At 64.6% G+C, this 23296-nt stretch carries 22 protein-coding genes and 1 pseudogene; 7 read left to right on the top strand and 16 right to left on the bottom strand.

Annotation, left to right across the window (positions count from 1 at the left end):
* Window positions 1–27: 27 nt before the first annotated feature.
* From RAM80_RS30880 to RAM80_RS30845, 8 genes are all read right to left on the bottom strand, one after another.
* Window positions 28–1296 carry a YbiU family protein gene (locus tag RAM80_RS30880; RefSeq protein ID WP_416424159.1) on the bottom strand — a complete coding sequence of 423 codons (1269 nt, stop codon included), beginning with the start codon at window positions 1294–1296 and terminating at the stop codon, window positions 28–30.
* A gap of 151 nt (window positions 1297–1447) precedes the next feature.
* Window positions 1448–2329 carry a helix-turn-helix domain-containing protein gene (locus tag RAM80_RS30875; protein ID WP_416424158.1) on the bottom strand — a complete coding sequence of 294 codons (882 nt, stop codon included), beginning with the start codon at window positions 2327–2329 and terminating at the stop codon, window positions 1448–1450.
* An 84-nt stretch (window positions 2330–2413) separates the two neighbouring features.
* The gene (locus tag RAM80_RS30870; RefSeq protein ID WP_416427597.1) at window positions 2414–3832 is read right to left on the bottom strand and encodes a DHA2 family efflux MFS transporter permease subunit; all 1419 of its coding nucleotides are present in this window, start codon (window positions 3830–3832) and stop codon (window positions 2414–2416) included.
* 86 nt (window positions 3833–3918) lie between these two features.
* On the bottom strand, window positions 3919–4737 hold the full coding sequence (aroE, locus tag RAM80_RS30865) for a shikimate dehydrogenase (protein ID WP_416424157.1): 819 nt from the start codon (window positions 4735–4737) through the stop codon (window positions 3919–3921).
* Window positions 4734–5966: a CaiB/BaiF CoA transferase family protein gene (locus RAM80_RS30860; protein ID WP_416424156.1), complete on the bottom strand. Its 1233-nt coding sequence runs from the start codon at window positions 5964–5966 to the stop codon at window positions 4734–4736. Before RAM80_RS30860 ends, aroE begins: the two co-directional genes overlap by 4 nt.
* Window positions 5963–6418: a MaoC family dehydratase gene (locus RAM80_RS30855; protein WP_416424155.1), complete on the bottom strand. Its 456-nt coding sequence runs from the start codon at window positions 6416–6418 to the stop codon at window positions 5963–5965. Before RAM80_RS30855 ends, RAM80_RS30860 begins: the two co-directional genes overlap by 4 nt.
* Window positions 6419–6426: 8 nt before the next feature.
* On the bottom strand, window positions 6427–6813 hold the full coding sequence (locus RAM80_RS30850) for a VOC family protein (protein WP_416424154.1): 387 nt from the start codon (window positions 6811–6813) through the stop codon (window positions 6427–6429).
* Window positions 6810–7763 (bottom strand): ketopantoate reductase family protein, encoded by a 954-nt coding sequence (locus RAM80_RS30845; RefSeq protein ID WP_416424153.1) that lies wholly within the window; start codon window positions 7761–7763, stop codon window positions 6810–6812. The genes RAM80_RS30850 and RAM80_RS30845 overlap by 4 nt, the downstream gene beginning before the upstream one ends.
* Before the next feature lie 93 nt (window positions 7764–7856).
* On the opposite strand from RAM80_RS30845, the gene RAM80_RS30840 reads away from it, so the two are divergent.
* From RAM80_RS30840 to RAM80_RS30830, 3 genes are all read left to right on the top strand, one after another.
* Window positions 7857–8759, top strand: coding sequence for a LysR family transcriptional regulator (locus RAM80_RS30840; protein ID WP_416424152.1), 903 nt, complete (start codon window positions 7857–7859; stop codon window positions 8757–8759).
* A gap of 252 nt (window positions 8760–9011) precedes the next feature.
* Window positions 9012–9500 (top strand): acyl-CoA thioesterase, encoded by a 489-nt coding sequence (locus RAM80_RS30835; protein WP_416424151.1) that lies wholly within the window; start codon window positions 9012–9014, stop codon window positions 9498–9500.
* Window positions 9501–9641: 141 nt separating this feature from the next.
* A complete protein-coding gene (locus tag RAM80_RS30830) occupies window positions 9642–10607 on the top strand; it encodes a YncE family protein (RefSeq protein WP_416424150.1) in 966 nt (321 codons plus the stop codon).
* A 56-nt stretch (window positions 10608–10663) separates the two neighbouring features.
* Here RAM80_RS30830 and RAM80_RS30825 read toward each other — a convergent pair.
* Window positions 10664–11338: pseudogene (locus tag RAM80_RS30825) on the bottom strand (efflux RND transporter permease subunit); the annotation flags it as partial.
* Window positions 11339–11403: 65 nt separating this feature from the next.
* Between RAM80_RS30825 and RAM80_RS30820 the strand changes: the two are divergent.
* Window positions 11404–11850, top strand: coding sequence for a GNAT family N-acetyltransferase (locus tag RAM80_RS30820; protein ID WP_416424149.1), 447 nt, complete (start codon window positions 11404–11406; stop codon window positions 11848–11850).
* Window positions 11851–11953: 103 nt separating this feature from the next.
* On the opposite strand, the gene RAM80_RS30815 is transcribed toward RAM80_RS30820, so the two are convergent.
* Together RAM80_RS30815 and RAM80_RS30810 are read right to left on the bottom strand one after the other, a co-directional pair.
* Complete coding sequence (locus RAM80_RS30815; RefSeq protein WP_416424148.1) at window positions 11954–14365, bottom strand: glucose/quinate/shikimate family membrane-bound PQQ-dependent dehydrogenase; 2412 nt, start codon at window positions 14363–14365, stop codon at window positions 11954–11956.
* Between the two features lie 293 nt (window positions 14366–14658).
* Entirely contained in the window at window positions 14659–15168 is a 510-nt protein-coding gene (locus RAM80_RS30810) for a CinA family protein (RefSeq protein ID WP_416424147.1), read from the bottom strand.
* 600 nt (window positions 15169–15768) lie between these two features.
* Here RAM80_RS30810 and RAM80_RS30805 point away from each other — a divergent pair.
* Together RAM80_RS30805 and RAM80_RS30800 are read left to right on the top strand one after the other, a co-directional pair.
* Window positions 15769–16053, top strand: coding sequence for a hypothetical protein (locus tag RAM80_RS30805; RefSeq protein ID WP_416424146.1), 285 nt, complete (start codon window positions 15769–15771; stop codon window positions 16051–16053).
* A gap of 63 nt (window positions 16054–16116) precedes the next feature.
* A complete protein-coding gene (locus tag RAM80_RS30800; protein WP_416424145.1) occupies window positions 16117–16449 on the top strand; it encodes a hypothetical protein in 333 nt (110 codons plus the stop codon).
* Here RAM80_RS30800 and RAM80_RS30795 read toward each other — a convergent pair.
* Both RAM80_RS30795 and RAM80_RS30790 read right to left on the bottom strand, forming a co-directional pair.
* Window positions 16431–17849 (bottom strand): MFS transporter, encoded by a 1419-nt coding sequence (locus RAM80_RS30795; RefSeq protein ID WP_416424144.1) that lies wholly within the window; start codon window positions 17847–17849, stop codon window positions 16431–16433. The two genes, RAM80_RS30800 and RAM80_RS30795, sit on opposite strands and share 19 nt — an antisense overlap.
* A gap of 98 nt (window positions 17850–17947) precedes the next feature.
* Window positions 17948–19327, bottom strand: coding sequence for a purine-cytosine permease family protein (locus tag RAM80_RS30790; RefSeq protein WP_416424143.1), 1380 nt, complete (start codon window positions 19325–19327; stop codon window positions 17948–17950).
* 194 nt (window positions 19328–19521) lie between these two features.
* On the opposite strand from RAM80_RS30790, the gene RAM80_RS30785 reads away from it, so the two are divergent.
* The gene (locus RAM80_RS30785) at window positions 19522–20439 is read left to right on the top strand and encodes a LysR substrate-binding domain-containing protein (RefSeq protein WP_416424142.1); all 918 of its coding nucleotides are present in this window, start codon (window positions 19522–19524) and stop codon (window positions 20437–20439) included.
* Between the two features lie 11 nt (window positions 20440–20450).
* On the opposite strand, the gene leuD is transcribed toward RAM80_RS30785, so the two are convergent.
* From leuD to cysC, 3 genes are all read right to left on the bottom strand, one after another.
* Window positions 20451–21065: a 3-isopropylmalate dehydratase small subunit gene (leuD, locus tag RAM80_RS30780; protein ID WP_416424141.1), complete on the bottom strand. Its 615-nt coding sequence runs from the start codon at window positions 21063–21065 to the stop codon at window positions 20451–20453.
* Complete coding sequence (gene leuC / locus RAM80_RS30775) at window positions 21062–22483, bottom strand: 3-isopropylmalate dehydratase large subunit (RefSeq protein ID WP_416424140.1); 1422 nt, start codon at window positions 22481–22483, stop codon at window positions 21062–21064. The genes leuD and leuC overlap by 4 nt, the downstream gene beginning before the upstream one ends.
* Before the next feature lie 117 nt (window positions 22484–22600).
* Window positions 22601–23272: an adenylyl-sulfate kinase gene (gene cysC / locus RAM80_RS30770; protein ID WP_416427596.1), complete on the bottom strand. Its 672-nt coding sequence runs from the start codon at window positions 23270–23272 to the stop codon at window positions 22601–22603.
* Window positions 23273–23296 lie beyond the last annotated feature (24 nt).

Genomic DNA, 23296 nt, shown 5'->3' with positions numbered 1-23296 from the left:
ACGGTTGATACACGACGGCGCAGCCCGTCACTCAGCGCCCAACCCCTTGCGGCCAATGTCATTGAGCTGGCCCACGGTGAAGCGGTCTTTCCAGCTCACCTCGTAATCCTCGGGCGGGAAGTCGTACGGCGAAGCCCCTTGCTCGAACGCCTTGAACACGTCCCGCGCATAGCGCTGGTTCTTCGGGCACATGGGCGCCGCGGGCACGTACATCACGTTGCCCCAGCCTTGCTGGTCCTCGACGGGGGCGACGCTGTGGATCACGTCGCAGTGCCACCACACCGAGTCGCCCGCGCGGACGTCGGGGATCGCCGTCAGCCCCTTGACCAGCAACGGGTGCCACCGCTCCGACACCGGCAGCACCTTGCCTGGCGCCACGCCACACAGCTCATCCTCGGGCACGTCATTGAGCAGCGGGCGCAGCAGCATATAGGCCATGGCGGCGGGGATGGGCAGCGTGTGCAGCACGCCCTGGTCCGCCTGCATGTCCGACAGCGCCGTCCAACCCTGGAACGTGCGGAACGCCGAGCACTTGACCGTGTCCTTGTAGGCGTATTCCTCGACGTCGGTACGGTAGGCCGCATCCCACGGGTCATATGCCTTGAAGTCGTTGCGGTAGATCTTGTCGAACACCTTCAGGTACGCCGGGTGCAGCCAGCGCTCCAGCGCGCCGGAATCGGTGTGCGGCCCCAGCCCCTTGGAGCGGGTACCCGGCGGACGGCGGCGCACCCGGTCCGGGTACAAGGCGTTGACGTCGGGGTTGAACCAGGCCTGGCCCTGGGACTCGGTCTTCCACAGGCGGTTCAGGAACGATTGTGCCGTGGCCATGCGTTCATGCTGGCGCAACTGCATCTGCGACGGCGACCAGTAGATGGGGAAAATTCCGGGCCTGGAGGCTTCCAGGCTGCCGAAGAACTGGTCGACCGGCCCGCGATAGGTGGCGTCGAACGCGTTAGTGTCCAGGTAATCCAGCAAGGCCTGGTCCCAGCCCAGCACCTGTTCGCGCGGAAAATGGTTCCTGACCACCAGGCAACCGCGCCGCTTGATCAGCGCCAACTGCTCAAGGGTTACCTCGCCACGGGCGATGGCGTCGTATTCCAGCACCGCCCAGCCGCAGCCGGTGGCGGCTTCCTGCGCGCGGATGGACGCGATTTCGCCTTCGATAAACGCACTGACTTCAGCGAACAGTGCGTCCACATCACCGATCTGCGCGCGCAGCACGCGTTTCATGGTGATCACGTTGTCTTTGTAATTGTCGGGAAGGTCGGCGCTCTCGAACGCCTGGTAGTTTTTCATGGGCTTGACTGACTCGGGTCATTGCGGTGTGAAGCCCCCCGGCATGCAGGGGCCAGCGTGTTTCCAGCGCCTGTATAGATACACTCGCCTCCGAGCAGGCGGGAGTCAGGATTGGCGCGTCTTTCAGTACAATTGTCGCGCCGGGACCGTCTCAGGCGCCCTGAAGAAAACGTCGGCCATGCTGGCGACGAAATTCAGTCGGGGTCATGCCCTTGTGCGCCTTGAACTGGCGGTTGAAAAACACCACCGAGGAATAACCCACCGCCTCGGCCACCGTGGCAATGTTCGTCTCGCTTGCCAGCAGCAGCGCACACGCCCGGCCTATGCGCAGACGCGCAATGTACTCCAGCAGCGTGCCGCGGGTGTGGCGCCGGAACATGCGGTGGAACGCCGAGACGCTGACGCACGCCATCTCGGCCAGCACCGGCACCGTGAGCGGCTCGGTGTAATGCACGTGGATATGGTCCAGCACCCGATGAAGACGCGCATCCTCGCCCTGGGTGCCAGCAACCGCCGTCCACTGGTCAGGGGCAATAGGCTGCGCGTCGCTGTCATGAAGCAGACGGGTCAACACCTGCAGCAACGAGACCAGGCGCTGTGGGTCGTCCTGCGCGGCCATCCCCTCGATGACCGGCCGCAACTCGCGGGCAAAGCCGGGGCTGAACGTCAGGGCGCACTGGGCGGCGGCCAGCAGGTTGCGCAACCGGCCCAGCTCCGGAAACAGCCCCATCAACGACTGGGCCCAGGCCTCGGAAAACCAGATGACGAAGGCCACATGCGGCTGGCCGGGGTCGACCCCTTCGGCAGAGCACCAGCTATGAGGCACGTTGGGCCCCACCAGGGTCAGGTCGCAATCGTCATAGGGCTGCACGTCACTGCCGATGTAACGGTGACCGCGGCTGTTGAGGGTCAGGGTCAGCTCATATTCGGGATGGTGGTGCCATTCAAAAGGAATTTCGTCGTTCAGCCGCCGGTGCAACAGCGTCCAGGACGCGTTGGCTGCGGTGGGGACCTTTTCAAAACTGGGCTTCATGCAACGTGATTCCGCACAGGCATCGACTGAAAACGCCACAATTGTACCAGCTATCCGGGTTCCCGCCCCGGTGGGTGCTCAGCGTTAGCGCGCCAACACCTGCGCCCCCACTTCCCGCGGCAGCTTCGCCGCATCGATCAACGCCAGCAGCCCGATGACGGCGATACCCACGAACGCCCAGTGAAAATCGCTGACCTGCAAGGCATCCCCATGCCCCTGCACCTTCATCGCCAACTGCAACAGCAACGCCGATACCGCCACACCCAGCGCCATGCCCAACTGGAAAAACAGGCTGAACAAGGTCGAGGCCTGGCTCATCCGTTCCTGGGGTATCTCGCAAAAGCCCACCGCGTTGTAGCTGGTGAACTGCATGGAGCGCGACAGCCCGCTGACGAACAACACGAACGCCATCCAGTACCACGGCGTATTCGCCTGGAACGTCAGGCAACAGAGGATCGAGGCCACGCCCACCAGCCCATTCACCACCAGTACCCGGCGCAAGCCGAAGCGCCGCATCAGCCGCGTGGTGAACGGCTTCATCGACAGGTCACCGACAAAGATCGCCAGCACCAGCATGCCCGCATCCACGGGGGACATGCCGAAGCCTACCTGCAGCAGCAACGGCAGCAGTAACGGCAACGCGGTGATCGACAACCGGAACAGCGTGCCACCGACAATGCTGGCGCGGAAGCTGGCAATGGCCGCCGCCCCCAGTGGCAGCAACGGCGTGGGGTGCCGTCGACAATGGCGGATGGAGGCGAAGGTCAGCACCGCCCCTGCCAGTACCAGCAGCGCCCCGCGCTGCAACTGGCCGCTGTTGGACGAGCCTAGTGACTCAAGGCCCAGGAACCAGGCGGCGCAGGCACTGGCCAGCAGCACGAAGCCCAGGCCGTCGAAGGGCCGCGGCTCTGCCGGGCGGCTGTTGGGAATGAGCCGCAACGCCACCAGGCAAGCGATGATGCCCAACGGAATATTCAGGTAGAAAATCCACGGCCAGGTAAAGTGCGTGACGATAAAGCCGCCAATCGGCGGGCCCAGCATCGGTGCCGCCAGCCCTGGCCAGATGATGATTGCCATCATGCGCACCAGGTCTTTCTTCTCGGTGACCCGCAGCACCACCAGCCTGCCCACCGGCACCATCAAGGCGCCGGCGATGCCTTGCAGCACCCGCGCCGCCACGAACCACTCAAGGTTGGGCGCCGCGGCGCAGAGGATCGACGCCAGGGTAAACAACGTGATCGCACCGGCGAACACGCCCCTGGCGCCCAGGCGGTCGGCCAGCCAGCCGCTGAGGGGAATGAAGATCGCCACCGCCAGCAGGTAGGCGCTGATGCCCACGTTGAGGCTGACCGCCGCCTCGCCGAAGTCCTTGGCCATCTGCGGCAAGGCCGTGGCGATGACCGTGGCGTCGAGGTTCTCCATGAAAAACGTGACCGCCACCAACAGCGCGATCCAGGTGGCGCGGCGAGCGCCGGCGGTTGAGTCGACGCTGCGGGTATCCAGGGTTGTTGAACTGACCACGGGTCTTCGTCCTTAAAGCAGTAGTGTTTGAAAACGCGGCTAGCCCGGCCACCGCATCAGATCCAGTATTACTCCAGCGGCACGGTCAAGTGATCAATCACCGGGCGGGTTTGCGGGCGCACACCACGCCACCATTCAAAGGCCTCGGCGGCCTGCTCCACCAGCATGCCGACGCCATCGGCCAGGCGCTCTACGCCGGCCTCCCTCGCCAGCCGCAGGAACGGCGTAAGGCCCTTGCCGTAGGCCAGTTCATAGGCCAGCAGCGCACCGTCGAACACCTCGGCGGTCACCGGCGGCAACTCACCGGTGAGGCTGGCGGATGTGGCGTTGACCACCAGGTCGAAGCGTTGGCCGGCCAGCGCCTGGTAGCTGCTGACGTGCACGCGCTCATCGTTCACTTCCGCAGCCAGGGCATGGGCCTTGGCCACATGGCGGTTGGCGATGACCACCTGCGCAGGCCCCGCCGCCAGGAACGGCAGCAACGCCCCGCGCACCGCACCGCCGGCGCCCAGCACCAGCACCCGGCGGCCGGCCAACGGCACTTGCAGGTTGTGCTCGATGTCACGCAGCAGGCCGATGCCGTCGAAGTTCTCGGCGTAGACCTTGCCGTGTTCGAACTTCAGCGCGTTGGAGGCCTTGGCCAGGGTGGCGCGCTCGCTGCGCGCATCGGCCAGCTCATAGGCGCGCAATTTGAACGGCGCGGTGATGTTCATGCCGCGCCCGCCGCCGTCGCGGAAGCCCAGCACCTGGGCTTCGAAGCCTTCCAGTTCGCCTTCGATGGCGCCGTATTCAAGGTCCTGCTCGGTCACCTCGGCAAACAGGCCATGAATCAGCGGCGACTTGGTGTGGTTGATCGGGCGCCCGATCACGCTATAACGGTCTGTCATTGTTCACCTCCATGAGAAAACAGCACGCCGTCGGCCTGCATCGCCGCGATTTCGTCCGCGCTGAAGCCCAGTTCGGCCGCCACCTGGGCGTTGTGCTCGCCAAGGTCAGGGGCCACCTGATGGATCGTGGTGTCGCAGTCGGAGAAACGGAACGGCAGGTTCGGCATGCGCAAGGTACCGTAGCGCGGGTGCTGTTGCTCTACGACCATATTCCGCGCCTTGATCTGCGGGTCGGCGATGACCTCGTCAATGCGTTGCACCTTGGCGCTGGGGACGTCGATCTCGTCGAGCAACGACAGGATGCGCGCCACCGGGTTGGCGGCGACCCAGGCCTTCACCGCCGTGAGGATTTCCACCCGGTGGGTGTTGCGGCCGTTGAGGCTGTGGAACCGCGTGTCACTGCCAAAGCCTGCCGGGCCGCCATTGGCCTCCAGCATCACCGCGAAGCGCTTCCAGGCATCGTCCACCTGCGCGGCGATCACCAGGTCACCGTCGGCGGCGCGGAACACGCCGTACAGGGTGGAAGTGGGCATGTCGTGGCCGGTCTGCTGGGGCACGATCTCGCCGTTGGACAGGGTGTAGCACTGCACCGCGTACTCGTGCATGGACACCAGGGTATCGTACAGCGCCATGTCGATGTGCTGGCCGCGGCCGCTATTGACCCGCCCCAGCAAGGCGGCATTGATGGCCGCCACCGCGTGGATGCCGGTGTACATGTCGCCCAGGGAAATACGCAGCAGCGGCGGCGCTTCGCCGGGGTTGCCGACCATCTGCATGATGCCGCTCTTGGCCTCGGCGATCAGGCCGAAGCCGGCGCGGTGGGCGTCGGGGCCGGTGTGGCCGTAGGCCGAGATCGAGCAATAGACCAGCTTGGGGTTGCGCGCCGACAATTCCGCATAGCCCAGGCCGAGTTTTTCCAGGGCGCCGGGGCGGTAGTTCTCGATGAACACGTCGGCCGAATCGCACAGCTTCTGCATGAGCGCCTTGCCGCGTGGGTCCTTCATGTTGACGCTGACGCCCTGCTTGCCCATGTTCAGCTGCAGGAAGTAGCCGCTCTGGTGTTCGTCCAGGGTGAAGGCGTGCTGGCGGCCGGCGTCACCGCTACCGGGGCGTTCCACCTTGATCACTTCGGCGCCCAGGGCCGCCAGGCAGCGGCCCACGTACGGGCCGGCCAGGAAGTGGCTGTAGTCGATGACACGAATGCCCTTCAAAGGCAGTGGCTGGCTCATGCGTGCGGTCTCCGTGGCACCATCAGGCGGTGTTCACCGCGTTGCACGACCTGGCCGTGCTGGTTGATCAATTCCGACGGCAGGACGACGATGCCCCAGCCCGGCTTGCTGTTGCTGGCACGCATGCTGCCTACGCGGAATTTCACGTGGAGCACGTCGTTGACCTTGATCGGCAACACGAAGTCCCAGGTCCAGCCCAGGCTCATGCCCGGCAGGAAGCGGTAGTCGCTCTGGGTCTTGAGGCCGTCGGCGATGCTCTGGCCGAACAGCCCGTGGGCCACCAGGCAGCCGAAGTGGCTGGCGTTGGCGTAGGCTTCGTCGACGTGCACCGGGGTGTGGTCACCGGTGAGGTCGGCGTAGGCCAGGATGCGTTCCTTGGTGACGGTGTATTCCGGGCTGGTGCATTCGTCGCCTTCACGGGCGTCGTCCCAGTATTTTTCTTGGATGGTCATGGGGCAGCTCACGAACGAGGGTTGATGGCCAAAGCCTGTGCCACACAGGCAACCGGCGAGGCTTGAATGAATTCCACCGCCAGGCCGTCGGGCAGGCGCAGCCAGTTGCGGCCTTGGGGCATGACGGTGACGTCAAACTTGTGGGCCGCGGCCAGGGCGTATTCCAGGTCTTCGCACATCACGCCCAGGTGGCCGAGGCGGCCTTCGGGTGCGTCATGGTCGGGCTTGCTCATGAACTGCATGCCGCCCAGGGTCCAGTACTGGATTGGCTCCTCGACGGTGCCCTGCACTTCGCGCAGGGTCATGCCGAACACCTCATGGAAGAAACGGATGTGCCAGTGGATGTCCTTGACCCAGACGGCCACGTGTTCCACATAAGCTTTGGGAATGCTCACGACTTGGCTTCCTCTTGTTGATGGTGATCGGTCATCGCCCGTTCGATGCCCTTGATGCAGGCCACCAGGGTCTCATTGACGGGCGTGGGCACGCCGTGGCGCTGACCCCAGCGCACGACGGAACCGTTGATGAAGTCGATTTCGGTGACCGAGCCCTTTTCCAGGCTCTGCAGCATGGAAGTCTTGAACGCAGCGGGCAGGCCCTCGGCCGCCAGGTTCCAGGCGGCGCCAGGGTTGGTCAGGCTCAGTTGCACGCCGGCGGCAGTGGCCACGGCGATGGCTTCGGCCACTGCTGCCAGTGACACCGCCTTGAGCAACGGCTCGCTGTAGAGCTGGCCGTAAGTAAGACGGGTGATGCCGGTGAGCGCACCGGTGGCGACGTTGACCAACAGCTTGTCCCACATGGTGCCGACGATGTTTTCGCTGACCGTAGTGGCCAGGCCGGCGCCGTTGAAGGCGTCGGCGATGGCCTGCACGCGGTCGCTGAGGCTGCCGTCCAGCTCACCGATGTAGGTGTGTTTGCCGGCCACGCCGGCGCGGATCACACCCGGTGCCAGCAGCACCCCACCGACGTAGGTCTTGCCCGCCAGCACCTTGTCGCGCCCTACCGCCTCGGCGAGGATATCCTCCTGGCCCAGGCCGTTCTGCAGCGACAGCACCAGGGTGTCGGGCCCGACCAACGCTTGGGCGCCGGCAATGGCCTGTGCGGTGTGGAAGGATTTGACCAACACCACCACCAGGTCAACCGCGCCGATGAGGTCGGCGTGGGTACTGGCGCGGATCTTGACCGCGCGCTCACCGCGCTCGTCCAGGACCTTGAGGCCGTGATCATTGATCGCCTGGACATGGCCGGCGTTGCGGTTGAGCAGCCAGGTCTCGTGGCCGGCCTCGCTCAGGGTTGCGCCGATGGCGCAGCCCAGCGCGCCTGCGCCCAGAATGCATACTTTCAAGGGGTGGCCTCCGGTTGTTGTGGGGCCACTCTATGCCCGGAGGCATTGTTGAGCTATACAATGACCGCAATAGCTCTATTGTGAATTTAAATAATGGTCGACTTCCTCGCGCTGCCCGAACCCAAGCTGCTGCAGCTGTTCAGCGTGCTCTACGACACCCGCAGCGTGACCCGCGCCGCCGAACAACTGGGCCAGAGCCAACCCACCATCAGCATCTGGCTGGGGCGCTTGCGCGAGCAGTTGCATGACCCGCTGTTCGTGCGCACGCCGGGTGGCATGGCACCCACGCCCCGGGCCGAGACCCTCATCGGGCCGTGCCGCGAGGTGCTGGAGTCCTTGCGCAGGTTGACCAGCCACGCGCCAGTCTTCGACCCGGCCACCGCGCAACGGCGGTTCCGCCTGTGCATCAGCGACGCCAGCCACATCACCCTGCTGCCGCGGCTGCTGGAACACCTGCGCCAGGTAGCGCCGGGCATTCGCCTTGAGGCTGCGCGCATCGACGGCAACACCGAGCGCGCCCTGGAGTCTGGCGAGGCTGACCTTGCCGTGGGCTTTGTGCCCTGGCTGGGCGGCGGCATGTACCAGCAGGTGCTGTTCCCCCAGGACTGGGTCTGCCTGAGCAACGCCGGCCACCCGCGCATGGGCACGCCCCTTGACCTGCCGCGTTACCAGGCCGAAGGCCACGTGCTGGTCACCGCGGGTACCGGCCAGAAGCTGCTGGAAGCCGCCCTGGCGCGCCAAGGCGTCGAGCGCCAGATCATCCTCGAACTCCCCGGTTTCCTGGGCCTGGGCGCGATCATCGGCAGCACCGACCTGATCGCCACCCTGCCCCGGCATATCGGTGAAACCCTGGCCGCGGCCCATGGCCTGAGCGTGCATGATTGCCCGGTGGCGATAGAGGGCTTTGCAGTGAAGCAGCACTGGCATGCGCGGTATCACCTGGACACTGGCAACCGCTGGTTGCGCACGGTGATGGTGAAGCTTTTCAAGGCCTGAGCCGGCCTTGCCAGTTGCCGGGCAACCATTAGTAATACTTCTCACTCTCAAAATTTAAACAGCAATGAGCGAATGCTTCCCCAGGACTCGCTTTGACGTGGACGCAGCCTTCGGCAGCTGCTACGGGAAACGCTGCGGGCGGAATCCCCCATTGTTACTGGACTGGAAAAGCACTCTTTCATTATGTTAGCTAGCTAACTATCTTCAAGGACTGCTACCTTTCGCCGCACCTGAGCCCGTGATGAGGTGTATATGGAACCTGGCAGCTACCAACTGAGCATGAGCGTGCTCATGACCCCCGACAAAGCCAACTTCTCCGGCAACGTACATGGCGGCGCCCTGCTGAAAATGCTCGATGAAGTGGCCTTCGCCTGCGCCAAACGCTACGCCGGCCGCTACGTGGTCACCCTCTCGGTGGACCAGGTGATTTTCAAGGAGCCCATTCACGTAGGCGAGTTGGTCACCTTCCTGGCCTCGGTCAACTACACCGGGCGCACCTCGCTGGAAGTAGGCGTGAAGGTCATGACCGAGAACATCCACGAGCGCACCGTGCGCCACACCAACAGCTGTTACTTCACCATGGTGGCAGTGGACACCGACGGCCGCCCCTGCCCCGTGCGCCCCTTGCAGCCTGACACCCTCACCGAGCGCCGGCGCTATGCCCAGGGGCAGTTGCGCAAGCAACAGCGGCAAGAGTTGCAGGCCAAGTACGCGCAGATCCGCGAAGTGGGTGCGTTGTAGCCAACCAGAACCGTTGCCGGGACGTGTAGCGGCAGCAAAGTACACTCGGCAGCCCTGGGCAATCCACTTGAACTAAAGCCGTCGCGAGGCTCTCCATCACTACATTCAACGCTTGCTTGCCGTCAGCACAGGATGAAACTGATGAACCTCAAACACAGTGCCGGACAGGAAATAATCGCCGTCGACAAACAGGGCCAGCAGGTCTTGTTCCTGAACCCCGGGGACCTCTCAGTCCGCGCCGCCATCACCGACCTGCCATCACGGCCCCACGAATTGCTCGTGCTTGAGCACCTGCGTAAGGCCTACGTGCCCATCTACGGTGACGGCGTCCACGGCGATAACCCCCACCCCAACCACCAGGTCGCCGTGATCGACCTTGATAGCCGCCGCCTGAGCGGGTTCATCGACACCCTGCCCTATGTGTCACCCCACACCGGACGCCTGGGCCGTGATGGCCGGGTGTACCTGTGCTGTGAAAACAGCGCGACGATCCTCGTCATAGACCCTGCCCAGGACCAGATCGTGGGCCACATCCACGTCCCCTCGAAAAATGTGCACCGCCTCACGCCGCTACCGCACGCCGACCAGCTATGGGCCGAAAGCGAAGAGGATGGCCAACTCTATGCCGTCGACTTGCGCGAACCTGGCCAGGCGCCTGCAGCCCTGGCTATGCCAGGTCCCTTGAACGGCATCGACGCATCACCACGCCATCCGTGGGTAGTGGCCACCGCACAGGATCGGCCGGTGCTGTACGTCGTCGACACCGAGCAGCACCGCCTGCTGCGCACCCTCGAACTGCCTGGGCACCAGCGCCCCGGGCAGGTGGTGCGCTTCAGTGCCGATGGCCGAATACTGGCGGTGATGGGTGACTTTGAACCGGTGGTGAGTTTTTTCGATGAGCATCTGCAATGGCTGTTCAACGCCGAGCTGGGTGACAAGCCGTTGGACGGGTGCTTCAGCCCGGCGCAGGATTACTTGCTGGTTGCCAATGAAAACGACGCCACTGTGAGTGTGGTGGACATTGGCAAGCGCAGCACGGTTGGGCATGTGCCGGTGGGCGATGGGTGCGAGATTCTTGCTTACTTCCAGCGCGGGACCCCTGAATGAGTAGCCGCTTGGCCCGGCCAACCCTCTCAATGGCCGGGCCAAATCAATTCAGCTCGTCACTGAGTTTCCAGAACGCGCTTACCCACTAAACGGGCCCGGGGCTGTTTCGCCTTGATCTTGAACCAGATGGCATAAAGCGCAGGCAGGAACACCAGGGTCATGATCGTCCCGCCGAACGTGCCACCGATCAGGGTGTAGGCCAAGGTGCCCCAGAACACGGATTGGGTCAGCGGGATAAACGCCAGCACTGCCGCCATCGCCGTCAACAGCACCGGACGCGAGCGTTGAATGGTCGCCTCCACCACCGCGTCATACGCCCCCAGCCCCTGCGCCTGGTTGGTGTGAATCTGGCCAATCAGAATCAGTGTGTTGCGCATCAGGATGCCTGCCAGGCCGATCAGCCCGATCAATGCATTGAAACCGAATGGCTGGTGGAAGAGCATCAAGGTCGGCACCACCCCGATCAGCCCCAACGGCGCGGTGGCGAGCACCATGGCCATGGCCGCCAGCGAGCGCACCTGGAAGATGATCACCAACATCGTCAGCAGCAGCATGATCGGAAACAGCGGTGCGAGGGCGTCATTGGCTTTACCCGCTTCCTCGATCGCCCCCGCCATTTCGATCCGGTAGCCGGAGGGCAGTATCGCGACCAGTGGCTGGAGTTCGTGCCACACCACCATGGAGACGTCCGGGGGTTGGGTGCCGTCGGCAATATCCCCCCTGACGGTGAGACACCTGCGTTTGCGATCTGCCAGAGTATTACCCGCCAATCCCGCCCTCCCTGGAAGGCCAATTCTTGATCCGTTTAGCCCAAGCCAACGATGAGCCTGCCATCAGACACTGCGCCGAGCAGGCCTACGCCCGCTATGTACCTGAACTGGGGCGCAAGCCCGCGCCGATGACTGCCGACTTTGCCGCGCAAATCGCGGCGGGGAGCGTCTACGTGGCGACGGATGAACACGCCACCCTCGAAGGGTTTGTGGTGTTCTATGCCGAGGACGGTCATGTGCTGCTGGAAAATGTAGCCGTGCTGCCCAGCGCAGCAGGACGTGGGGTAGGCAAATCACTGATCAGCTTTTGTGAACATACCACCCGACAGCTCGGGATCAATGCGGTGCATCTTTATACCAACGAGAAGATGACCGACAACCTCTCGATGTACGCCAAGCTTGGGTATGTTGAAGTGGGGCGACGGACCGAGCAGGGTTTCAAGCGCGTCTATTTCGAGAAAAGCCTGAGGTGAGGATGCCAAAGGCATCGACGCCGCCAGGCTGCGCCGGCCCCCGTTACGCTGAAGATCTCCAGCGTGATCGAGGACCGGCGGCAGCTACAGGCCGCCGCTGCTTCTATTTGCCGGACGGCAACGCATAGGCGATCAGGTAGTCACCCATCTTGGTCCCGAACGACCCGTGCCCGCCGGCCATGATCACCACGTACTGCTTGCCATTGGCCTCATAGGTCATTGGCGTGGCCTGGCCACCGGCAGGCAAGCGCGCTTGCCACACCAGGTCGCCGTTGGTGACGTTGTAGGCGCGGATGTAGTCGTCTTGGGTGCCCGCCATGAACATCAGGTTGCCTGCGGTCGAGATTGGGCCGCCCAGCATGGGCACGCCGATCTTCAGTGGCGGCAGTTGAATGCCTGGCAGGCTGTCGCGCACTGTGCCGATCCGTTTGCGCCAGGCCACCTGGTGGGTCTTCAGGTCCACGCCGGCGACATAGCCCCAGGCAGGCGCCTTGCAGGGCAGGCCCAGGGGGGACAGGAACGCGTTGATCTCCACGCCGAAGGGCGTGCCGTATTGGGGCTGGATGCCCATCTCGGTGCCCGAGCTGCCACCGCTGTCGCCCTCTTTAGGCCACAGCGGGTTGTTGGGGCCGCGAGGGATCAGCTTGGACACGAACGGCAGGGCCATCGGGTTCATCAGCGCCACCTGGCGGTCGGGGTTGACCGAGATGCCGCCCCATTCGAACACGCCCAGGTTGCCCGGGAACACCAGGGTGCCCTGCTCCGACGGCGGCGTGTACTGGCCCGCGTAGGACAGGCGCTTGAAGATCACCCGGCACATCAGCTGGTCGAACATCGTGGCGCCCCACATGTTCTTGTCGGTCAGGGTCTGCACGGAGGTCAGGTTCAACGCCGAGCGTGGCTGGGTCGGGCTGGCGCGGTCACCCGGCGCGGCCTGGGTCGAAGGCACCGGCACTTCGCTGATGGGCACGATGGGCTTGCCGTCGCGGCGGTCGAACACGAATAGGTTGCCGGCCTTGGTCGGCACGTAGACGGCCGGCACCGCTTCGCCTGAAGCGACCTTCACGTCGGCCAGGGTGGGTTGCGAAGGCACGTCCATGTCCCAGAGGTCGTGGTGGGTGGTCTGGAAGCTCCACACCAGCTTGCCGGTGGTGGCGTTCAAGGCCAGGATCGAACTTGAGTAGCGCTCCATGACCGCCGTGCGGTTGCCGCCCCAGATATCTGGCGTCGGGTTGCCCGTGGGGATGTACACCACGTCGGTCTTGGCGTCATACGCCAGCGGCGCCCAGGCGTTGGGGGAGTTGTTGACCAGGGTATGCCCGTCGCCCGGCACGGCGTTGGGGTTTTCTGCGCCGGTGTCGAAGATCCAGTGCAACGCGCCGGTATTGACGTCGTAGCCGCGCAGGGCACCCGAAGGTTCATGGACGGACAGGTTGTCGGTCACTGAGCCACCGATCACCACCGTGGTGCCGGTGACCACAGGCGGTGAGGTCGGCTCAAGGCCACCCGGGTAGGCGTAGGGTTGCATCTGCTTGAGGTCCAACTCGCCCTTGTTGGCGAAGTCGCTGCACGGCTTGCCGTTGTCGGCGTTGATGGCGAACAGGCGGCCATCGTTCACGGGCAGGAACACCTTGCGCGGGCACTCGCTTTGTACCGGTGCGGCGCTGGCGAGGCTGGTGGCGAATTCGGCGGTGTTGGCGCTATCGTAGTACGCCACGCCGCGGCAGGTCAGGTGCTGGAACGAGGGGTCGCCCTTGAGCTTGGGATCGAACCGCCATTTTTCCTTGCCCGTGGTGGGGTCCAGGGCCACCAGGATCTGGTGGGTGGTGCAGATGAACATGTTGTCGCCAATCTTGATCGGCGTGAGTTCGTTGGTGGTCTCGCCCGAGTCATTGGCGGTCTTGCTTTCGCCGCTGCGGAAGGTCCAGGCGACTTCCAGGTTGGCCACGTTCTTTTCATTGATCTGGGTCAGCGGCGAATAACGGGTGCCCGCCTGGGTCCTGCCGTAGGCCGGCCAATCGCCTGGCGCAACCCCTTCGATGGCCTGGGCCTCGGCGGGCTGGGACGCGGCAAGGGTGCCGTTGATTTCCTGCGGGTCGTTGAAGATCGAGTAGATCAGCACGGCGATCGCAAACGCCAGGGTCACCACCAGGAAGGTCCTGCCGGCGCGCAGGTCGGCAATGAACCCGCGGGTCACAGCTGGCACCAGCAGCCAGATGCCCAGCACGCCCAGGATGTCCAGGCGCGGCACCAGCGCCCAGAAGTCCGAACCGGCCTCCCACAGGCCCCACAGGGTGGTCACCAGCATCAGTGCGCCATACAGCCACAGCGCCGCGCCGGAGCCACGCTGCAGCAGCAGCGCGAACACCAGCAGCGCCACGCCTGCGATGACATAATAGAAGGAGCCGCCCAGCACCGTCAGCCAGACCCCGCCTAGCAGCAGGGCCAACCCGATCAGGGCGGCGACGATCACCGTAAACGTTTTCAGACCTGAAGCTGTACCGGGGGTGTTCATGGTCGTGTTTTCTCCAGTCCGCAGGCCAAGGGTGCAGACATGATCGACGATAGTGTCTAGTGATCGTAGTTGAACGGCCCCTACTGTCCAGCCAACACCGCCAATCCCCCTCGTTACCAACGCCGCGCAGCCCCAGCGACTCCGCGCTGGTCAAGACGCAGCCTTCGGCAGCTGCTACGGGAATGCGCGCAACCGGTACACCTGTAGCAGCAACTGTCTTTGTGGGAGCTGGCTTGCCAGCGAGTTTTCAGGGCCTCAACAGCTCGCTGGCAAGCCAGCTCCCACAGGCCGCGTCACGGGCGGTGCGCATCGCTGCGGGTTGCTCCCGCCAGCATGTGCCGGTGGAATTCGCGCAGATTCACCAGCGCATGCAATGCAGCGGCATGCTGCATGGCGTGGAGGTCCCCACTGAACCGCTGCTGGCGGGTGAAGATTTGTGTGCCTCCCGCGCTGACGAAGCCCCAGGCGAAACCTACGGTGCCGTCATCGCCATCGCACAACCCGGTGGTCGCAATCACGGCGTTGGCAGGGCTGTCGCGTAATGCACCGAGGGCCATTTCCCGGGCGACCTCCGGGCTGGTCACGTTGAAGTCCCTCAGGGTCTCGGCACTTACGCCCAGAAGCCTGTGCAAGGCGTGCGGCGAATAAATGACAGAGCCGCTCTCGACCACATCGCCGCAACCTGCAACGTCGGCAAGCAGCGCAATGATTCTTCCAGCCGTCCCCGCCTCAGCCGTGGTCAAGTACAGCCGGTGCTGGCGGAGGTAGTCGACGACCTGCTGGGTGATTTTTGTGCCCGTCATACAGTGGCCATGTGATCTGGCCCACGGCCGTATCCGCAAGCACCTCTTCCTTTACCTGAGATCATCGGATAGCGGTGTCTCCTGATCGGGCGCCGGCACCTCTTCGTTGGGCGCCTCACCACCCTCCTCGTCCGGTTCATGGGGACGCCTGAGCGGGTCAAGATCATTGGGGTTGTCGGGGTCCAGGGACGGTTCGTCCGTGCCGGGCACAGGGGCCGGTGTTTCATAGGGCAAGCTTGAGTCGTCAGCCATACGCACCTCACCGTTCAAAGCCCGGGAACCCCGGGCCATATCCATTTGAAATGGCCTCCCAGGCAAGGTGCGCCCCAAAAGACGAATGGCACCTCCCGCCACCACCACGGTGCACCGGCAGACGCCGCCGCCGTGTTATACAAGCCTGTTTCACGCCCGGAACAGCTGTAACGGTTCACGTCCATAACCCCTCACAAAGTTATACAAAGGCATACTTTCCGCACATATATCTGTATAACTTTTAATTCCACTTATCGGGAACAAACACAACTTAATCTCCCTCGCTTCACAACACGCGGCGCGCATCTAAACTCAATAAACCCTGTTAGCCAACTGTAGAGGTGCAACATGAGACAGCGTGGCGAGAAGTATTGGGAATGGGTGGATGCACAACAACATAGCCGTAGCCATGCCGAGGAACTTGCGAACGGCAAGGAAATAGACGTGGGCGTGCGCCTCTCCACCACGGGCGCCATCCAGGTGTTTATCGGCGTGTATGACCGGTCCGGCGAAGCCGTTTTTGAGGAATACATCCGCCACTCAACCGCCGACAGCCTTAGCGAGGCGCTGCTGGCTGGGGTGGAGCGCGCCCGCTGGTTGGCGTCGAGCTTGCCCCGGGCGTGCACAGGCTGATGCCCCGAGCGTTGTGATTTGAATCTCGATTACCCGCCAACCACCACCGGGAGGTGCGCGACCATGCGCATGCGAGGGCCAAGTTATTATCAGTGGGCAGACAGCCAGCTGCCCAACTTTTCCCATGTGGAAGAGTATGGTGCGGACGCCCATATCGATGTTGTCGTGCGTTCATCCCGACAAGGCATCACGCAACTTTTCCTGGGTATCTACAATTCATTCGGCATGACGCTGGTCGAAGAATACTTCGACGCCCTGCCCGATCTGAATACTACCCAGGCCATGCAATGGGGCATTGCCAGGGCGAAGGCATTTGTTGACGGGGCCGCGACCCGAAAGGTGGTGCTGCTCAGCGCCGTGCGCAACGGCGGGCACGGTCAGCCGTGTGGGCACTGAGGCACACCCGCCGCAGCGCCGACGCGCAGCAACCAGCGCTGCCCGGCCCACGCCACCACCATGAGCACCGCCAGGGCGAGCATCACCGCCCGGTACCCTGACAGCAGCGCGTCGGGGGCGACCGCCTGGGCCGGGCCGGTGTAGTGCCGCAGTAGGCTCACCCCCAGCGCCAGGCCCAACCCGCCACCGACGTTGTGCAGGGTCATCAGCGAACCCACCGCCACCGAGCCGAACCGCTCGGGCACCGCGCTCACTCCCAGCACCGTGGACGGCCCCAGCAGGCACGCCCAGCCCAACCCCATGACGGCAAAGGCGGCCACTACGGATGGCAATGCCGTGCTGGCCGAGAAACCGATTTGCAGCAGCGCCGAGCCCGCGAACAGCAGCAGCCCGATCTGGATCAGCGGCCCTGCCCCCTTGCGATCCACCCAGCGGCCGACCCAGGGCGACAGCAATGCCACGCCCAACGTGGTGGGCAGCAACAGCAGGCCGCTGGCTTGCACGTCGGCGCCGCGCACCTGGGTCAGGTACAGCGGCATGACGAAAAACGCCACGCAGTAGAAGACCGCCAGGCTGAAGCTGGCCAGCACCGCGGCCACGAAGCGCCGGTTGGCGAACAGCTGCAGGTTGATGATGGGCGCGCCGACCCGCAACTCCACCCACACGAACAGCGCCAGCGCGACAACGGCCACGGCCAGCACCCCCAGGCTTTGCGGCGACGCCCAGCCCCAGCTGTAGCCCTGCACGATCAGCAACACCAGGCTCGGCAGGCCCACCAGCAACAGCACGGCCCCTGCCCAGTCCAGGCCCTGGCCCTGATCGTCGGCGCGCGATTCGTCGACATTGACCGCGATCAGCAACAGGCTCAGCAGCACGAAGGGCACGTTGATGAGGAAGATCCACGGCCAGCCGAACGCCTGGGTCAACACACCGCCCAGCACGGGGCCCACCGCCAGCCCCACGCCGTTGAAACCGAACAGCACGCCGAACGCCTTGCCCTGTTCATGGGCGGCGAACGCCTGCGCCACGATGGCCCCCGACGCGGTGTACAGCACCGCGCAGGCCAGGCCCTGGGCCACCCGGGCGGCGATCAGCAAGCCTGGCCCCTGGGCCTGTCCGGCCACCACGGAGGCCACCCCGAACACCGCCAGGCCAATGCACAGCACGCGCTTGCGGCCGTGCAGGTCGGCCAACCGCCCCACCACGACCATGCAACTGGACATGGCCAGCAGGAAGCCGTTGATCACCCATTGCAGGGTGCTGACCGGCACGCCCAGCTGGCCCTGCAGCGCCGGCAGCGCGGTGTTGACGATGGTGAAATCCACGCACCCCAGGAAACTGGCGATGCTCACGCCCGCCAGTGCCCACCATTTGCGATGATCGTTTGCCGCGTGGCGCATGCCTGACTCCAAGGAGGACCTGATTGCCCGTGTGGGTGCACGGCTGGGCGATCTTAGGATCCAAAGCAGGCAGCGCCAAATACCTAATGCGCATAAGCTCATGCGGGGCGTGGCTGAAGCGCGGCGCTCCCCCTGTGCGCGGGGCGTTTGCTGACCATGCAATACAGCGCCGCAGCCAGCAGCAAGCCCACGCCCCAACTGATGTCCGCCCCCAGCCAGCTGGCAACGAAGCCGGTGTAGAACGAGAACTTCATGAAGGGCACCGTGCCGATGATGGACACCGCATACACACCCAGGGTTCGTCGATTGAAGGCGCCGTACTGGCCCTTGGGGTCATACAGTTCGCCTACCTCGTAGTGCCCGCGGCAGACCCAGTAGTAGTCGGCCAGATTGATCGCGCTCCAGGGAATCAGCAAATACAGCTGGCCAATCAGAATGTCCTCGAAGAAGGTGTCAAACCGGTACTGGGTGGCGATGGCAATCAAGGTCGCCGCCACGGTCAACCCGGCCATCACCCAGGCTTTCGAGGCAGCCGTGACGTGCCGCAGCCCGCCAAAGGCCCCGACGATGGTCACCGACGACATGTAGGCGCTGTACAGGCACAGCACGTTGTACTGAATGACGCCGAGGGCAATCACCCCCAGCGCCACCGGCGCCCAGGGGCCGAAGAGCATGGCAATGGCGGTGGCCGGGTCGCCCCCCAGTGCGGCCGGGATCGCCACGGCCAGCAGCGCGCCCAGCGCCATCATGGCGAACGAGCCCAGTGCGCAGCCGCAATAGGTGGTCCAGAACGTGGCGCGGGTGTTGACGTTGGCCGGCAGGTAGCGCGAATAGTCGGCCACGTAGGGGCCGTAGCCAAGGGTCCAGGAGGCCGCTTGCGCGATCACCAGGTTGAAGGCGGTCCACGAAAACACCTTGCCGGTCGCCGTGGCCGGTGCCACGCCGCCGGGGTGCAGCAGGATCAACACCAGCGCACAGCCGAACACCAGCGTCGACAGCAGGCTCATCCACGCCCCCAGGCGATGGATCAGCTCATAACCGACGAAACCGATGACGAACGTCAGCACGCCCACCACCACGATGGCCTGGTTGTCGCTGATGTGCAGCAGCGCCTTCAAGGCATCGCGCATCAACACGCCACTGGCGGCCAGGAACAGCACCGCGGCCACCACCATCACCAGCAACGGGATGGCCGCGCCATAGACACCAAACTGCGCCCGGCTCTGGATCATCTGCGGGACACCCAGGTGCGGGCCTTGGGCGGAGTGCGCGGCCATGAACACGGTGCCGACGAGGTTGCCGACCAGCAGGCCCAGCACCGTCCAGGCCAGGCTCAACCCCGAGGCAATCCCCAGGGTGCCGACCATCAGGGCGGTGATCTGGAAGTTGGAGCTGAACCAGATGGTGAATAACCGTGCTGGGGTGCCATAGCGCTCAGCGTGAGGGACAAACTCGATACTGCGTTTTTCCAGCTGCACGACCGTCTCCTGTTCCATTTTCCTGATTATGCTCAAGGTGTTGGAGCAGCATGGGCCTGATGGCGAACCTCTCTTAGCTATCAGCGACCGCAGGGGGGGCATGCGGGGCCTGGGACGCAGCCTGCGGCAGCTGCTACGGGGTGGAGGTGGTATCTTGCACGCTTGCAGAGAAGAACAAGGCATTTGCCCAGCCCATGAACACGAAATATGAACAATCGCCGTTGCCCGAAGACTTGCGTGTGTTCCTCACCGTCATCCGCAAGGCCAGCTTTGTCGGGGCGGCAGAGGAACTGCAGCAGTCGCCGGCGTACGTCAGCAAGCGCATCAAGGTGCTGGAAAACGTGCTGGGGACCAGGTTGCTGCACCGCACCACGCGCCGCATCGCCCTGACCGACACCGGCGTGCGCGCGCAGCAGTGGGCGGCGCGCATCCTCGATGACATGGACGACTTCATGGGCGAACTGAGCCAGGTGCGCAAGGCGCCCCGTGGGCGGGTGCACCTGTGCAGCAGCTTCGGCTTCGGGCGCAATTACGTGGCGCCGGCCATCGCCGACCTGGCCGTGGCCTACCCCGACCTGGAAATTCGCCTGGACGTGTTCGACCGGGTGGTGGACATCGTCGCGGAGGGCTTCGACCTGGAGATCCGCGTGGGTGATGACCTGCCCGGCCAGCACATCAGCCGCCAGCTGGTGGCCAACCGCCGGATCATTTGCGCGACGCCGGAGTACCTGGCAAAGCGCGGCACGCCGCAGACCCTTGAAGACCTGGCCCACCACGACTGCCTGGTGCTCAAGGAGCGCAACAACCTGTTCGGCGTGTGGCAGTTGCGCACCGCCAAGGGCGATGAAACGGTGCGGGTCAGCGGCCAGCTCTCGTCCAACAACGGCGAGATCGTGCTGCAATGGGCGTTGGCCCACCAGGGCCTGCTGCTGCGTTCGATGTGGGATGTGAAGCCGCTGCTCGATGAGGGCCGACTGGTGCAGGTGCTACCCGATTGCAGCCAGAGCGCCAACGTCTGGGCGGTGTACCCGACCCGCCTGGCCGAATCGGGCAAGCTGCGCGCCTGCGTGGAATTCCTGGAGCGCTGGTTCAGCCGCCTGCAGGCGGACTGAAGCCAAGGGCATCAGGCCAGCCAGGGATTGGCTTGCAGGTGCCGCGCCTCGAACGCCCGGATGGCATCGCTGCGCTGCAGGGTGCTGCCAATGGCATCCAGGCCCAGCAGCAACGCCTGCTTGCGCAACGCATCGATCTGGAACGCCAGCACCCGGCCATCCCCCAGCAGGATGTGCTGGGCTTCCAGGTCGATGGCGATACCGGCGGTGGTTGCGTCACTGACCACCGAGCCCAATTCCTTGAGCTGCGCAGGCGTCAATTGAATGGTCAACACGCCGTTGCGTTGGCAGTTGTCATGGAAGATCCCGGCAAAGGTGGTGCCGATCAAGGCACGAATCCCCAACTGCTTCAGGCCCCACACGGCATGCTCGCGGCTGGAGCCGCAACCGAAATTGGGCCCCACCACCAGGAACGCGGCGCGGTTCCAGGGCGCCTGGTTGAGCACAAACTCCGGGTTGGCACTGCCATCGGCCAGGAAGCGCAGGTCGAAAAAAGCGCCGCGGTCGAGCCCGCTGCGGTCGATGCCCTTGAGGAACTGCTTGGGCATGATGACGTCGGTGTCGACGTTGGCGGCCAGCATCGGCGCCGCTATCCCTTCCACGTGATTGAACGGTTGCATGCTCACACCTCCAGCGCCAGGGAACGCACGTCGACCAGATGCCCGGCGACCGCCGCCGCGGCGACCATGGCCGGGCTCATCAGATGGGTTCGGGCGCCCGCCCCCTGGCGGCCCTCGAAGTTGCGGTTGGTGCTGGACGCGCAGCGGTCACCGGGGCCGAGCACGTCATCGTTCATTGCCAGGCACATCGAGCACCCCGACTGCCGCCATTCGAAGCCGGCGTCCCTGAACACCTGGGCCAGCCCCTCGGCTTCCGCCTGGTCACGCACCAGGGTCGAACCCGGCACGATCATCGCCCGCACGCCCCTGGCCACCTGCCGCCCGCGCACCACGCGGGCAGCGTCGCGCAGGTCCTCCAGGCGGGCGTTGGTGCAGGAACCGATAAAGGCATGGCTGATGGGGATGCCTTCCAGCGCCGTGCCTGGCTGCAGGTCCATGTAGCGCAAGGCGCGCTGCAGGTCCTGGCGCAGGATCAGGTCCGGCTCCGCCAGCGGGTCAGGCACCCGGCCGGTGATGGCGGCCGCCTGGTCGGGGCTGGTGCCCCAGGTCACCATGGGTTGCAGGTCGGCGATGTGCATCACCACCTCCTGGTCGAAGGTGGCGCCGGGGTCGGTGAACAGCCGTTGCCACTGCGCCACCGCGGCGTCCCACTGCGCGCCCTGGGGAGCACGCGGCTTGTCCCGCAGGTAGGCGTAGACCTTGTCGTCGGGCGCCATGAAGGCGCCGCGGGCACCCGCCTCCACCGCCATGTTGCAGATGGTCATCCGCGCCTCGACACTGAGGGCGCTGATGGCCGGCCCGGCGAATTCGATGGCGTAGCCGGTGGCCCCCGCGGCGCCGATCTGGCGAATCAGCGCCATGATGATGTCCTTTGACACCAGGCCAGGCCCGGGCTCGCCCTCGACGGTCACGCGCATCGTTTTCAGGCGCTTGTAGACCAGGGTCTGGGTGGCCAGCAGGTGTTCGATTTCCGAGGTGCCGATGCCGAAGCCGAAGGCCCCCAGCGCGCCATAGGTCGTGGTGTGGCTGTCGCCCGCGGCCACTACCATGCCCGGCAGGATAAAGCCCTGCTCCGGCGCGACTACGTGCTCGATGCCTTGGCGCTTGTCCAGCACATCGAACAGTTCGATGCCGAAATCACGGCAGTTCTGCTGGAAATAATCAACCTGCAGCGCGCCACCCGCATCCGCCATCGCGGCGTTGCGCGCAGGCGCGGTGGGGTTCACATGGTCCACCACGCACAAGGTCGCCGAGGGGCGCCAGACCTTGCGGCCGGCCTCGCGCAGGCCGCTGAACGCCTGGGGGCTGGTGTATTCGTTGGCCACCTGGCGGTCGATATACAGCAGGACATGGCCCTGGTCGTCCAGCGCGCAGACGGTGTGGGAGTCGATATGCTTCTGATACAGCGTGCGTGGGAGGGTCATCGCCGGTATGTACCTTGTTGTCCAGGGCCTGAGGCATCAGGGTCGCTGCAGTGCAGCGTCGGCAACAGGATAGCGCGGTGAAAATACCCATCAATGGGCCATCAGTGCATCCTTGGTTCACGATTTGTGCATGATGGGTTGGGGACGCCGCCTGCGGCAGCTGCTACAGGGGGGGGGCAGCTTTGCTTGCACCAGGGTCATCACTTGCGCCAGGCAGTCAGCCAGTCCGTGCTGTGCGGTGTCCAGCGCAAGGGCCGCGCCCTGCGGTGGCTCGTAGGGGGCACTGACGCCCGTGAACCCCTGGATCTGCGCGGCGCGCGCCTTTGCGTACAAGCCCTTGGGGTCGCGCGCCTCGCAGGCGTGCAGTGGCGTCGACAGGTAGACCTCGACAAAGCGCTGGTCGCCGATGATCTCGCGGGCCATCTCACGGTCGGCACACTTGGGCGAGATCAGCGCGCTCAACACGATCAGGCCGGCGTTGTTCATCAGGCTCGCCACTTCGGCAACCCGGCGAATATTTTCACTGCGGTCCTGCTCGGAAAACCCCAGGTCACGGTTCAAGCCGTGCCTGACATTGTCGCCGTCCAGCACGTAGCAGGCATGGCCGCGACGCACCAGTTCCTGCTCCAGCGCGTAGGCAAGGGTCGACTTGCCGGACGCTGAAAGACCCGTGAACCAGACGGTAATCGCGGCCTGGCCAAGCAGCTGCGCCCGGTCACGCTGGCTGATTTGGCTTGGAACGCACTGGATGTTGCGCTGCACGCCAGCGCTCTCGGCAATATGTTTCATCGCATGGCTTCTGTTCATGGCGGT

This window comes from Pseudomonas sp. App30, from assembly GCF_047947025.1.
Classification (GTDB): Bacteria; Pseudomonadota; Gammaproteobacteria; order Pseudomonadales; family Pseudomonadaceae; genus Aquipseudomonas.
Note: the sequence above shows the minus strand (reverse complement) of the source record. Positions and strands in the feature narration are given on the sequence as shown.

Excerpts from the sequence above, each read along its gene's own strand:
- RAM80_RS30880 (WP_416424159.1), bottom strand. The coding sequence starts at position 1,296 with ATGAAAAACTACCAGGCGTTCGAGAGCGCCGACCTTCCCGACAATTAC.
- RAM80_RS30875 (WP_416424158.1), bottom strand. The coding sequence starts at position 2,329 with ATGAAGCCCAGTTTTGAAAAGGTCCCCACCGCAGCCAACGCGTCCTGG.
- aroE (WP_416424157.1), bottom strand. The coding sequence starts at position 4,737 with ATGACAGACCGTTATAGCGTGATCGGGCGCCCGATCAACCACACCAAG.
- RAM80_RS30860 (WP_416424156.1), bottom strand. The coding sequence starts at position 5,966 with ATGAGCCAGCCACTGCCTTTGAAGGGCATTCGTGTCATCGACTACAGC.
- RAM80_RS30855 (WP_416424155.1), bottom strand. The coding sequence starts at position 6,418 with ATGACCATCCAAGAAAAATACTGGGACGACGCCCGTGAAGGCGACGAA.
- RAM80_RS30840 (WP_416424152.1), top strand. The coding sequence starts at position 7,857 with ATGGTCGACTTCCTCGCGCTGCCCGAACCCAAGCTGCTGCAGCTGTTC.
- RAM80_RS30835 (WP_416424151.1), top strand. The coding sequence starts at position 9,012 with ATGGAACCTGGCAGCTACCAACTGAGCATGAGCGTGCTCATGACCCCC.
- RAM80_RS30830 (WP_416424150.1), top strand. The coding sequence starts at position 9,642 with ATGAACCTCAAACACAGTGCCGGACAGGAAATAATCGCCGTCGACAAA.
- RAM80_RS30815 (WP_416424148.1), bottom strand. The coding sequence starts at position 14,365 with ATGAACACCCCCGGTACAGCTTCAGGTCTGAAAACGTTTACGGTGATC.
- RAM80_RS30810 (WP_416424147.1), bottom strand. The coding sequence starts at position 15,168 with ATGACGGGCACAAAAATCACCCAGCAGGTCGTCGACTACCTCCGCCAG.
- RAM80_RS30805 (WP_416424146.1), top strand. The coding sequence starts at position 15,769 with ATGAGACAGCGTGGCGAGAAGTATTGGGAATGGGTGGATGCACAACAA.
- RAM80_RS30800 (WP_416424145.1), top strand. The coding sequence starts at position 16,117 with ATGCGCATGCGAGGGCCAAGTTATTATCAGTGGGCAGACAGCCAGCTG.
- RAM80_RS30795 (WP_416424144.1), bottom strand. The coding sequence starts at position 17,849 with ATGCGCCACGCGGCAAACGATCATCGCAAATGGTGGGCACTGGCGGGC.
- RAM80_RS30785 (WP_416424142.1), top strand. The coding sequence starts at position 19,522 with ATGAACACGAAATATGAACAATCGCCGTTGCCCGAAGACTTGCGTGTG.
- leuC (WP_416424140.1), bottom strand. The coding sequence starts at position 22,483 with ATGACCCTCCCACGCACGCTGTATCAGAAGCATATCGACTCCCACACC.
- cysC (WP_416427596.1), bottom strand. The coding sequence starts at position 23,272 with ATGAAACATATTGCCGAGAGCGCTGGCGTGCAGCGCAACATCCAGTGC.